The sequence below is a fragment of the Hydrogenophaga sp. 70-12 genome (genome assembly GCF_001897365.1).
Lineage (GTDB): Bacteria > Pseudomonadota > Gammaproteobacteria > Burkholderiales > Burkholderiaceae_C > Hydrogenophaga > Hydrogenophaga borbori.
Genome location: NZ_MKSS01000184.1, coordinates 1 through 12,593, shown reverse-complemented (window position 1 = coordinate 12,593; position 12,593 = coordinate 1). Strand labels below are relative to the sequence as shown.

7 protein-coding genes are annotated in these 12,593 nt (G+C 70.5%); 5 read left to right on the top strand and 2 right to left on the bottom strand.

Annotated elements, in window-relative coordinates; genetic code table 11:
• Window positions 1-37: 37 nt before the first annotated feature.
• The 3 genes from BGO22_RS11150 to BGO22_RS11140 are packed head-to-tail and all read left to right on the top strand — an operon-like array spanning window position 38 to window position 9,612.
• Window positions 38-7,891, top strand: coding sequence for a non-ribosomal peptide synthetase (locus BGO22_RS11150; RefSeq protein ID WP_286850878.1), 7,854 nt, complete (start codon window positions 38-40; stop codon window positions 7,889-7,891).
• Between the two features lie 36 nt (window positions 7,892-7,927).
• A complete protein-coding gene (locus BGO22_RS11145; protein ID WP_286850877.1) occupies window positions 7,928-8,746 on the top strand; it encodes a serine aminopeptidase domain-containing protein in 819 nt (272 codons plus the stop codon).
• Window positions 8,747-8,751: 5 nt separating this feature from the next.
• A complete protein-coding gene (locus BGO22_RS11140) occupies window positions 8,752-9,612 on the top strand; it encodes a serine aminopeptidase domain-containing protein (RefSeq protein ID WP_070398014.1) in 861 nt (286 codons plus the stop codon).
• Here the strand turns inward: BGO22_RS11140 and BGO22_RS11135 are convergent.
• Together BGO22_RS11135 and BGO22_RS11130 are read right to left on the bottom strand one after the other, a co-directional pair.
• Window positions 9,603-9,869: a Txe/YoeB family addiction module toxin gene (locus BGO22_RS11135; RefSeq protein WP_175442796.1), complete on the bottom strand. Its 267-nt coding sequence runs from the start codon at window positions 9,867-9,869 to the stop codon at window positions 9,603-9,605. The two genes, BGO22_RS11140 and BGO22_RS11135, sit on opposite strands and share 10 nt — an antisense overlap.
• Window positions 9,863-10,105 (bottom strand): type II toxin-antitoxin system Phd/YefM family antitoxin, encoded by a 243-nt coding sequence (locus BGO22_RS11130; protein ID WP_070398015.1) that lies wholly within the window; start codon window positions 10,103-10,105, stop codon window positions 9,863-9,865. The genes BGO22_RS11135 and BGO22_RS11130 overlap by 7 nt, the downstream gene beginning before the upstream one ends.
• Before the next feature lie 381 nt (window positions 10,106-10,486).
• On the opposite strand from BGO22_RS11130, the gene BGO22_RS11125 reads away from it, so the two are divergent.
• Window positions 10,487-11,161 carry a hypothetical protein gene (locus tag BGO22_RS11125; RefSeq protein ID WP_139146953.1) on the top strand — a complete coding sequence of 225 codons (675 nt, stop codon included), beginning with the start codon at window positions 10,487-10,489 and terminating at the stop codon, window positions 11,159-11,161.
• Between the two features lie 86 nt (window positions 11,162-11,247).
• The coding region (locus BGO22_RS11120; RefSeq protein ID WP_286850873.1) for a sensor histidine kinase at window positions 11,248-12,593 on the top strand (1,346 nt) is incomplete at its 3' end.

Below are 12,593 nucleotides of genomic sequence, written 5' to 3'. Positions count from 1 at the left end.
GCCGGCCGTGGCCGATGCCGTCGCCCTGGCCGCACCCATGGCCGCGCCGCAAGCCGTCGCCCTGCCCGCCTTCAACGCCGCCCCGCTGGCCGCCGGCCAGGGCGGTGCGCTGCACACGCTCATCCAGCAGCAGATGCAGCTCATGTCGCAGCAGCTCGCGCTGCTCGCGGGCGCGCCGGTGGCGCCGGCCGCCGTGGCCGCGCCGATGCCCGCGCCGCTCGCCGCACCTGTCAGCGCCGCCGCCAGCGCGGCCGCGCCCGTGGCCCGCGCCAGTGCACCCGCCCCCGCCCCCACCGCCGGGGGCAACACCCCCAGCGCCGACGGCAGCGAGCCCTCCATCAAGGCCCTGGTCGACAAGCCCTTCGGCGCCTCGCCGCGCCTCACGCTGCAGGCCGGGCAGGACTTCACGCCCGCCCAGCACCGCTGGATCGACGACTTCATCGCCAAGTACAACGCGCGCACCGGCAAATCCAAGTCCTTCAGCCAGGACAACCGCAAGGTCATGGCCGACCCGCGCGTGGTCACCGGTTTCAACCCGATGTGGAAAGACCTCGTCTATCCCATCGTGGTCGAGCGCTCCAAGGGCGCGAGCCTGTGGGACCTGGACGGCAACGAGTACATCGACCTGCTCTCCTGCTTCGGCGCCAACATGCTGGGCTACCAGCCCGACTACCTGCTGCAGGCCATGCACCAGCAGCTCGACCGGGGCCTGGAGGTCGGCCCGCAGCACCCGCTGTCGGCCGACGTTGCGCGCCTCATCTCGCAGTTCACCGGCATGGAGCGCGTGGGCTTCTGCAACACCGGCTCCGAGGCCGTGATGGGCGCCATGCGCATCGCGCGCACCGTCACCGGCCGCAAGAAGATCGCCATCTTCAGCAACTCGTACCACGGCATCTTCGACGAGGTCATCGTGCGCGGCACCAAACAGCTGCGCTCGCTGTCGGCCGCGCCGGGCATCCTGGCCAACGCGGTCGAGAACATCCTGGTGCTCGACTGGAACAGCGAGGAATCGCTCAAGGTGCTGCGCGAGCAGGGGCCGCAGCTCGCGGCCATCATGACCGAGCCGATCCAGAACAAGTACCCCAACATCCGCCCGCGCGAATTCGTGCGCTCGCTGCGCGAGATCGCCGACCAGAACGGCTGCGCGCTGATCTTCGACGAGGTCGTCACCGGTTTTCGCGTGGCGCGCGGCGGCGCCCAGGAGTTCTACGGCGTGCGCGCCGACATCGCCACCTTCGGCAAGGTCATCGGCGGCGGCCTGCCCTTCGCGGCCATCGCCGGCAACGCCAACTGGCTGGACGCCCTGGACGGCGGCCACTGGCAGTACGGCGACCACTCCTACCCCGAAGCGGGCGTCACCTACTTCGCCGGCACCTTCGTGCGCCACCCGCTGGCCCTGGCCGCGGCCAAGGCCTCGCTGGAGCACATCGACCGCGCGGGCCCGGCCTTCTACACCGAGATCAACGCGCGCACCCAGCGCATGATCGACCGCCTCAACGCCGGCTTCGCGCAGCGCGGCGCGCCCTGCGACGCGGTGCACTGCGCCTCCATCTGGCGCCTGCACTGGGACGAAGGGCAGAAGAACGTCAGCCTCTTCTACTACCTCATCCGCCACCTGGGCCTGCACGTCTACGAGCAGTTCGGCCACTTCGTGACCGAGGCCATGACGGAGGAGATCACCCACCGCATCGCCGACACCATCCTGAAGGCCCTGGACGAGCTGATGGCCCTGGGCTTCATCACGCGCCGCGACGGCGGCTCGCCCGGCGGCGGCCAGCCCGTGGAGCCCGCGCCCGCGACCACCACCGCCACCGCGGCCCCCACCGAGGCCGCCCTTTCGCCCGGCCAGACCGAGCGCTGGCTGGTCGGCGCCTTCGACGACAACGCGCGCCGCGCGCTCAACGAGTCCTTCTGCGTGAGCCTGCAGGGCGGCGCCGACAAGGCCGCGCTGCGCCAGGCCCTGCAAGACGTGGCGCAGCGCCACGCCGCCTTCCACCTGGCCTTCGACACCAGCGAGCCGCGCCAGAGCCTGCAGCCGTTGAAGCCCGTGGCCATCGCCGAGGTGGACCTGCGCCACGAGGCCGACGCCGAGGCCGCGCTCGACGCCTTCTGCACCCAGGCCAGCCGGCGCGACTTCCCCTTCGACCAGGCCCCGCTGGCCGCCTTCAGCCTGCTCGAGCTGTCCGACGGCCGGGTGGTGGTGCACGTGGTCGCCAGCCACCTGATCTTCGACGGCTGGGCCTCCAGCGTCTTCAACGCCGAGCTCGCCGAGGCCTACCAGGCGCGCCGCCAAGGCATGGCGCCGGCCTTCGCCAAACCCGCCGAGTCGCCGCTGGCCTTCGCCGCCGCCGAGCAGGCGCGCCAGGACAGCGCGCAGGCCCGGGAAGCGCTGGCGTTCTGGACCGACGTGATGCAGCAGCCGCCCCCCCCGGTGAACCTGGGCGACCGCAGCCCGGCCGGGCGCCGCCAGTTCACGGCCGACACCGTGCGCGTGCGCATCGAGGGCGCGCGGCTGGAGCAACTGCGCCAGCGCGCCAAGGCGCGCGGCGCCACCCTGTTCCAGTGGCTGCTCGCCGCCGTCACGCGCCTGATCCAGGAACGCGGCGGCCAGGAGGAGTTCGTCGTCAGCATCCCCTACGCCAGCCAGGCGCTGCAGCGCCATGGCCCGCTCATGGCCGACGGCGTGCTCGACCTGCCGCTGCGACTGTCGTGCTCGCCACAGGACACCGATGAGGCGCTGCTCACGCGCGTGCGCTCGCACCTCATGGATGCCTTGGAGTACCCGGTCATGACGCAGGGCACGCTGGCCCGCGCCCTGGGCCTGCCCAGCCGCGGCGACCGCCCGCCGCTCACCGGCATCTACTTCAACCTCAACCCCAAGGTCGACCTCTCGGGCTACCTGCCGCTGCGCGCCGCCCTGCACGAAGGCCGCAAGCAAGGCCTGCTGGCCGAGCTGTTCTTCAACTTCTACGAGCAGGACGCCGCGCTCACGCTGGACCTGCACCACAGCGCCGAGTTCTTCAGCCTGGAGCGCGCGCAATCCCTGGTGGACGGCCTGCTGGCGCAGATCGACCGGCTCAACGGCGCGCCCGCCATGGCCGCGCCCGCCACGCCGAGGTCGCCCGCCGCGGCGGCGCCGGCCAGCGCCGCCACGCCCACCGTCGACCCGCGCCTGAGCGCCTGGAACCGCGCCACCGACACGCCGTTCGACGTCACCACGCGCGTCGAGGCGTCCATCCGCCAGCAGGCCCAGGCCACGCCCGACGCCATCGCGGTGATCGCGCACGGCGCCCCGCTCACCTACGCGCAGATCGAACAGCGCGCCCGGCGCTTCGGCCAGCTGCTGGCGCAGCGCGGCGTCGGCCCCGGCCACCTGGTGGGCGTGTGCATGGCGCGCGGCCCCGAGCTGGTGCCCGCGCTGCTGGGCATCCTCAAGACCGGCGCCGCCTACGTGCCGCTGGACCCGAACTTCCCCAAGGACCGCCTGAGCTACATGGCCGAGGACGCGGGCCTGCGCCTGGTCATCACCGAATCGGCGCACGCCGCGCTCAGCGGCCTGCCGCGCGAGCAGCAGATCCGCGTCGACGACGACCGGGCCCTGATCGACGCCGCACCCGACACCGAGCCGCCCGCGCCGCAGAACCCCAGCGGCGACGCGCCGATGTACGTGATCTACACCTCCGGCTCCACCGGCAAGCCCAAGGGCGTGGTGGTGCCGCAGCGCGCGGTCAGCAACTTCCTCATGACCATGCGGCGCGAGCCGGGGCTGACGGCCAGCGACCGCCTGCTCGCCGTCACCACCCTGTCCTTCGACATCGCGGTGCTGGAGCTCTACCTGCCCCTGGCCACCGGCGCCTGCACCGTGCTCGCGCAGCGCGAAGAGATCATGGACGGCGAGGTGCTGGGCCGCCTCATCGCCGAGCAGCGCATCAACGTGATGCAGGCCACGCCCACCACCTGGCACATGCTGCTGGACGCCGGCTGGCGCGCGCCCGCGAACTTCCGCGCCCTGTGCGGCGGCGAGCCGCTGCCGCCCTCGCTCGCCGCCCAGCTGCTGGACCAGAAGATCGAACTCTGGAACATGTACGGCCCGACCGAAACCACGGTCTGGTCCACGGTGCAGCGCATCACCGACGCCACGCAGAAGATCAGCATCGGCCACCCCATCGCCAACACCCAGGTCTGGGTGCTCGACGAACAGGGCCGGCCCTGCGGCATCGGCCAGGAAGGCGAGCTGTGCATCGGCGGCACCGGCGTGGCCAACGGCTACTTCAACCGCCCCGAACTCACGGCCGAGCGCTTCGTGGCCGACCCCTTCAGCGCCGTGCCGGGCGCGCGCCTGTACCGCACCGGCGACCTCGCCCGCTGGCTCGACAACGGCACCCTGGAACACCTGGGCCGCCTGGACTTCCAGGTCAAGATCCGCGGCTACCGCATCGAACTCGGCGAAATCGAGGCCCGCCTGGCCGCGCTGCCCGGCGTCGCGCGCACGGTGGTCATGGCGCGCGAGGACACGCCTGGCGACGTGCGCCTGATCGCCTACGCCGTGCCGGCCGCCGGCGCTGCGCCCGAGCCCGCCGCGCTGCGCGAAGCCCTGCGCGGCGGCCTGCCCGACTACATGCTGCCCCAGCAGGTGGTGCTGCTCGACGCCCTACCCCTGCTGCCCAACGGCAAGATCGACCGCAAGGCCCTGCCGCAGCCCGTGGCCATGGCCCCGGCCGCCAGCGGCCCGCTCACCGCCGCCGCCACCGACACCGAGCGCGCCGTGCTGGAGGCCATGCAGGCCGTGCTCAAGCTGCCCGCCATCGGCGCCGACGAAGACTTCTTCGCGCTCGGCGGCCACTCGCTGCTCGCCGCCAAGCTCATGGGCCAGCTCAACAAGGGCCTGGGCCTGCAGCTGAACCTGCGCGTGCTCTTCGAATCGCCCACGGTGCAGAAGCTGGCGCGCGCCATCGACGAGCAGCGCGGCGGCAAGGCCCCGCAGCGCCCGCCGCTGGTGCACCAGCCCGAGCGGCGCCAGGCCCCGCTCACGCTCATGCAGGAGCGCATCCGCTTCATCGAGGAGATGCACCCCGGCCGCGTGGTCTACAACGTGCCCTCGGCCCACCGCCTGCGCGGCCCCATGGACGAAGCCCTGTTCGACCAGGCCTTCCAGGCCATGGTGCGGCGCCAGGCCTCGCTGCGGACCATCGTCGTGCGCGACGGCGACACCTGGGTGCAGCGCACGCTCGACAGCGTGCCCTGCTCGCTGCTGCCCGTCGAAGACCTGAGCCACGTGCCCGAGGCCCGGCGCGAGGAAGCCATGGCCGACCTCGTCGCCACCTGGGTGGCCCAGCCCTTCGCCCTGGACCAGGCCCCGCTGTTCCGCGCGCGGCTCATCCGCATGGACGAGCGCCACCACATCTTCTTCTTCATGACCCACCACGTGGTGTGGGACGGCTGGTCCTTCGACCTGCTGTACGAGAACATGAGCGCGTTCTACTCGGCCCTGCTGGAGAAACGCGAGCCCGTGCTGCCCGCCATGCCGCTGCAGTACGTGGACTTCGCCGCCTGGCACAACGAATGGATGCAGGGCGAAGAAATCGCCAGCCAGCTCGACCACTGGCAGCGCCAGTTCCTCAAGCGCCCCGTACCGGCCGCGCTGACCGACCTGCCGCGCCTGCCCGGCGCGCAGCGCGTGGGCAGCACCGAGTACATGCGCATCGAATCCGCCCACGCCGAGCGCGTGCGCGAGGTCGCCAAGCAGACCGGCTCCACGCTGAGCATCGTCGCCCTCGCCGTGTACGCGGTGCTGGCCTCGCAGCTGCTGCACGACCCCGAGCCCACCATCGGCGTGCCGGTGCGCGGCCGCCCGCACCCGGACCTGGAGCCCATCATGGGCTTCTTCAACAACATGCTGCCGGTGCGCTTGGCCGTGCGGCCCGAGATGAGCTGGCTGGAGTGGATCAAGCACGTGCGCGCCACCATGGTGGACGCCTTCGCCAACCAGGACGTGCCCTTCGAGCGCCTGTCCGCCGCGCTGGAGACCGCCCAGCCCGGCCAGCACGGCCGCCTCTACCAGGCCCTGTTCACCTTCCAGGACGCGCGCGCGCGTCCCGCCAACTGGGGCCCGCTCACGCATGAGCGCACGCGCTTCAAACACCGCGGCGCCACCGAGGACCTGAACTTCTGGCTGGTGGAAATCCCCAGCGGCATCGAAGGCGGCATCCAGTACGACACCCAACTCTTCCTGCCCAGCACCGCGCAGTTGCTGCGCGAGCGCTTCCTGGCCACGCTGATGGGCCTGGCCGACAACCCGAACCGCCGCGTGGCCGACGCCCTGCTGCCCGGCGCCGCCGAGCTCGAGCGCCTGCGCGCGCTCGACGCCGCGCCGGTGGCCGGCCACGACCTGCTCAAGGCCCTGGCCCGCACCGACGGCGCGCCGCTGCTGCGCCACGGCGCCAGCGCCCTGGACGGCGCCGCGCTGCAGGCCCGCGTGGCCGCCGCGCGCGAGCGGCTGGGCACCGGCAGCGGGGCCGTGGAGATCGCATCCACCGACCCCGTCGAGGCCCTGGCCAGCGCCCTCGCCGCCTTCGGTGCGAACCGCGCGCTGCGCTGGCCCGGCGGCGCCGACACCGACGCCCGCCGCTGGAGCGACACCGTGGAAGCCCTGGCCGCCCAGGTGCAACTGCTGCCCGGCGACCGCCTCGTCGCCCACGGCGGCCACCCCGGCCTGCGGCTGGCCCTGCTGGGCCTGGCGCTGCGCCACGGCGTGGAGCTGGTGCTGGCCGACGACCCCGGCGCACCCGAGGCCGTGGAGGCCCTGCACGCCGACAACACCGCCCTGGTCTTTGCCGACGCCAACGGCTGGGCCACGCTGCTGCAGGCCAACGCCGGGCGCGCGCTCTCGCTCATCGCCGCACTGGACGTGCGCGAGGCCAGCCCCGAAGGCATGCAGGCCCTGGCCGACACCCAGGCCAGCGCGCTCAACCTGGCCCTGGACCCCGCCACCGGCCTGCCCCTGGCCATGGGCTGGGCGCACGGCCCGGCCGACCACAACAGCTTCGGCAAGCCGCTGCTGCCCGACAGCCTGCGCATCGGCGACGCGGCCGAGCGGCCCGCCGCCATCGGCGTGGCCGCGCCGCTGTGGGCGCGCGGCGCCGACGGCACCTGGCGCGCCACCGGCACGCTCGCGCGCTGGCGCTCCGACGGCGTGCTGCAGGCCATCGGCGAAGACGGCGCGCACGCCGTGATCGCCGGCCAGCGCCTGGCGCTCGACGCCATCGAACAGGACATCGCCCAGCTGCCCCTGGTGGCCCGCGCCGCCGCCGCGCTGCAGATCGGCCCGCAAGGCGAACGCCGCCTGCTGCTGGGCCTGGAGCCCGACACCGGCCTGCAGGACGCCGGCCTGGACGCCCTGCTGCAGCGCGTGGACCAGCGCCTGGCCCAGCACCTGCCCGCCGCCGCGCGCGCCCACCTGCAGGTGCTGTGCTGCGAACGCCTGGCCACCACCGCCGAGGGCCGCTTCGCGCCCACCGCCTCGCGCCTGCGCCGCCGCGACAGCGCCGCCTCGGCCGCCGACCACTTCCAGGGCACGGCCACCGAGCGCGAGATCTTCCTCGTCTGGAGCGAACTGCTGGGCACCACCGCCATCCGCCGCAACGACAACTTCTTCGACCTCGGCGGCACCTCGCTGAGCGCCATGCAGGCGGTCCAGAAGCTGGAGAAGCGCGTGGGCAAACAGGTGAGCCCGCGCCGCTACGTCTCGGAAACCCTGGCCCAGCTCGCCGCCGCCTACGACGGCCAGGCGGCCGGCGCCACCACCGCCCCCGACACCGATGCCCCGTCCCTCCCGCCGAAGAACGGTGGCGGCCTGATGTCGCGCCTGCGTCGCCTGGTGCAAGGCGCCTGAAGCGGTGAACAGCCAAGCCTGTTACCGTCGCCACCCATGACGATCTCGATCCGGCACTTCGGCCACTGGGACCGGCCGATGGTGGGCATTCACATGGCGGCCGACGGCGGCGCCAGGCCGCGCGCGCGCTTCCTGCTCTGCCGCCCCCTGGGCCAGGAAGCCGTGCGCAGCTCGGCCGTCTTCCGCGTGGCTGGCGAACGGCTCTCGCGCGAGGGCGTGGAATCCCTGCGCTTCGACTACCACGGCACCGGCGACTCGCCCGGCGACGAGGGCGCGCAGTCGCTGGACGACTGGGTGCGCGACACCCTGGCCGCGCACGAGCAGCTCCTGGGCGAGGGTGCCGGCGGCGGCGAACCGCCCGTGCACTGGTTCGGCATGGGCCTGGGCGCCGTCATTGCCCTGCGCGCCGCGCTGCTGGCCAAGCACCCGCCGCGCCACCTGGTGCTGTGGGAGCCGGTGTTCAACGGCCCGGGCTACCTGCAGGCCCTGATCGCCGGCCACAAGGCCGAGCTGGCCATGATGTTCGCCCAGCCCTGGGAACAGATCGCGGCCAGCGGCAAGGTGGCCGAACCCACGCTGCCCGGCGACGTGCTGGGCTTTCACTTCGGCGAGCGCCTGGTCGCCGACCTGTGCGCCCTGCCCGACCTGAACGTGCTGCCCGCGCTGCGCCGCGGCCTGCGCATCACCTGCGCCGTGCGCGGCGACCAGCCCCACCCGCTGGCCGCCCACGCCGGCCTGTCGGCCCTGAAGCTGCACACCGTGGAGCACCCCACCGACTGGATGTCCAGCCAGGCCATGGGCACCGCCATCGCGCCGCCCGACATCCCGCGCGTGCTGCTCGCCACCCTCGATTGACCCGCATGCAGGAGCAGACCCGAACCGTCGGCGCCGAAGGCCACCTCGTCGCCACCTTCACCCCCGCCCAGGGCGCGCCCGGCGCGGCACCGCCCGTGGTGGCCGTGCTCAGCAACTCCGGCGTCATCCCGCGCGGCGGGCCGCACCGCATCAACGTGCTGCTGGCGCGCGAGTTCGCCGCCATGGGCATCCCCTCGGTGCGCTTCGACATGAGCGGCCTGGGCGACAGCCAGCGCAGCGACAGCACCCGCTCCGTCACCGAGCAATGGGTGGCCGACACGCGCGAGGTGATGGACGCCGCCCAGGCCCAATTCGGCTGCGCGCGCTTCGTGATGGTGGGCCTGTGCTCGGGCGCCATCATCGGCCACCTGGTGGCGCTGGAAGACCCACGCATGCGCGCCGTGCTGCTGTGGGACATGTACGCCTACCCCACGCTGCAGTCGCGCCTGCGCAAGCTGGCCTTCAAGATCGGCCGCGCCGGGCTCCTGGGCTCGGCGCAGAAGGCCGGCGTGATGCTGCTGCGAAAACTGCGCCTGATGCCGCCCGACGACGCGCCGGCCAAGCCCAAGGGCGAGATGTCGGTGTCGCCGCCGAAGGACGAATTCATGGGCCGCGTCGACCGGCTCACCAACCAGGGCGTGGAACTGCTGTTCGCCTACTGCGGCGGGCAACCCGAGTGGTTCAACCACCGCGGCCAGTTCGCCGCCATGTTCGCGGGGCAAGCCTGGCTGCCCAAGGTGTCCTTCGAACTGCTGGAAACCACCGACCACCTGATCACCAGCGGGCCGGCCAAACGGGCGTTCATCGACATGACGACGGGGTGGGTGCGGGAGCGGGTGGTGCCGGGGGCGGGCCGTCACTCATAGTGCGTCCAAAGGCGAAGAACGCGCACCACCCGCTCCTTCGCAAACACCTCGTAGACCAGCCGGTTGTGGATATTGATCCGCCGGGAGTAGGCTCCGGCGAGGTCTCCCACCAGCTTCTCGAAGGCCGGCGGATTCTTGAACGGATTCGCCTCGAGAATCGCCAGCAGTTCTTCGACTTTCGGTTTGAGCCCGGCCGCCTTGACCTTCTTCGCGTCCTTCAGGGCCTGCTTCGAGTAGGCCAGCTCCCACTTCACCATTTCAGCGCACGGGCACTCTTCGACAGCGGCTCGGCCATGGCCTTGCGGATGGACTCCCGCATCCCGGGCACCGACAGCAGGTGCATCGTTTCCTGGATCGCAGCCCAGTCTTCGGCCGACACCAGGACGGCGGAAGCGTTCTTCCCCGCGATGACGATGGGTTGGTGGGACTCCGTCGCCTGGTCGATGAGGCGGTAGAGGTTGGCGCGCGCGGCGGATGCGGTGAGGACGTTCATGGGGACTCCAGCAAGACGAAAAGCGTACGTTTTTACGCACGCTAAGTCAAGCACCCCTGAACGCCACAGGCCTTCGTGGTGGTGATCGCCGGGTAGGCGAGAGAGTGAGTCGTGTGTGGGGGCGGGATCACCTCGCGCGCTTGACGCAGGCCGCCAACGCACCACCGCCCCGGTCACGACACGGCCTCTGCGGGGCCAATTCGTCGGAAACGCTTCCGTCGATCATGACGATTCCCTGAAGGATCACTCCCTCGTAGCCGCCAACAGCGGGACTTCAAAGCGCTGCCATCGGCACATCAAGGTCCCGCCCTACATCGAGCCCAACAATGGTTGCGTGCCAATAGCTGGCACGCCACGTCCGACGTCCATTCAGGAGGAACCATGCACATCGCTCTCGCCAATGACCTGCCAAAAGCCATCAGGCTCAACGAACGACCTCAACTGTCCATGCGGGTACTGCACACGTCGGAACAACGCCTGTCTATTGCTGAACTGCGCCGGCTCTCACCTGTCGGCGTCGAGGACGACCTGGGCCTTGGTCTTTCGCCGTTCGAAAACGTGCGCGACCAGATTGGCACCGTCTTGGCCTATGAGCGCGATCGCCGTCTCGTGGCCACCCTGCGCTTTGTGCCGAGTGGGCACGGCATGACAGGACTCGAACGTCTGCTTTATCGAGCGGCATTGCCAAAGGACATCGTCACCCCACACAGCTGCGAAGTGGGCCGGGTCGTGGTGGCGCCGGAGGATCGGCATCCCGATATGTTGGGGCAATGCTTCTCGCTCGCCCTGGTGGAGATCACCCGAATGCGCCCGGTCAAACAGTTCTATGCCATCGCCACGCCACTTGTGGCGCGGCTATGGAGGCGCTACGGCATGCAGGTGGCCGCTACGATCCATGGCGTCAGCGGAACGGAATACAAAGTTGTTCAGGGGCGCGCCGTTGACGTGGCAAAGGCTCTCAAGCTGCCCAAGAACCTGCTGATGCCCGGGCCTTCTCCGGCAGCTTCTCGGGCCCACGTCGCAGCGGCTTCGCGTCGGGCCATGCCGATCGGCTGAACGCGCGCAAGGGGCCACGGAAGAAACACCCTGAGGGTATGCACCCTCCGCGGCCTCTACCGTTTCGGGCCACAAAGGGGAAACACATGCGCGCCTTGGTCCTGCGTCTCTCGGAAGGCTATCGCTCCTATCACGACACCAACCAGTCGCTGCTTGAATGGATCGGCTTGGTTGGTGCGATCGCCTTCCCGCTTCTGTATGCGCTGCGGTTCACGGGCAAGATGCCACCCCTCTACGACGATTTCGCTCTTCGTGCGGTGGCCACCAGTAGCTGCATCCTGCTGGCGTTGCGCCGATGGTGGCCCGAGCGCTGGCGGCGGTGCTACCACCCTTTCTCCTACGGCACCGTCCTCTATTGCCTGGCCTTCATGCTGCCGCTAACGCTGCTGCACAACCAGGCCACCGCACCTTCGGCGGTCAACATGGTAGTCAGCGTGGTGCTCATCGTTCTGCTGACGGACTGGCGCAACACCTTGGTGATGCTGGCATTCGGCTATGCGTTGAGTTTCATGGCGTACTGGTTCACGGCGACCGACCCACGCTGGCCTGTGGACTTTCTGCTGTGGTGGTTCCCCGTGTGCGGCGTGCTGGTCGCTGGGGGCGGCATCGGCAAGCACGTGGAGAAACGTGCCGAACTGGAGCGCTTGCGGCGCGTGTATGCCGGACTCGCCGGCTCCATCGCCCACGAGGTGCGAACGCCATTGGCCCAGATCCAGCATGCCATCAACCAAGCCGTAGCGCGGCTACCCCCCACATCCGACGCTGCGCAATTGCTGATGCAGGGACAGCGAGCGGTTCGCCGAGGCTTGCAGGCCGTATCGATCACGCTCCAGCAGATCAATGGCAGGCCTTTGAATGCCAGCGAATTCATCCCGTTGTCGGCGGCCAGGTGCGTGAGCGAGACCCTGAATTCGTACGCCCATGAATCGGCAGAGTCCCGCGAAAGGGTTCGCCTTCAGGTCGACGAGGACTTCTGTTTTCTGGGAGATCAGACCGCATTCGAACTGGTGCTATTCAATCTGCTCAAGAACGCCTTGTACTACCTGCCGGTGCATCCGGGCCTGGAGGTGCGGGTCCGGATCGGGCGCCAACCCCAGCCCTGCGTCGTTGTGCGCGACACAGGCCCTGGCATCGCCCCGTCGCTTCTGCCTCACCTGTTCGGTGAGTTCGAGACCCTTGGCAAGGCCAATGGCACGGGCCTCGGTCTGGCCTTTTGCCGACGCGTGATGAGCGAATTCGGTGGGACGATCGAATGTCGCTCTGAACTGGGCAGCTTTACCGAGTTCACACTGTCGTTTCCAGCGCTCAAGGCCACGCATGCCACAAGGCCGCAGCCACCAGAAGCGACGTCCTGCGTTCTGAGCGGACGCACGATGTTGGTGGTCGATGACCAGGCATTGAATCGGTCGGTCGCAGAGGCCTTGCTCAGGGA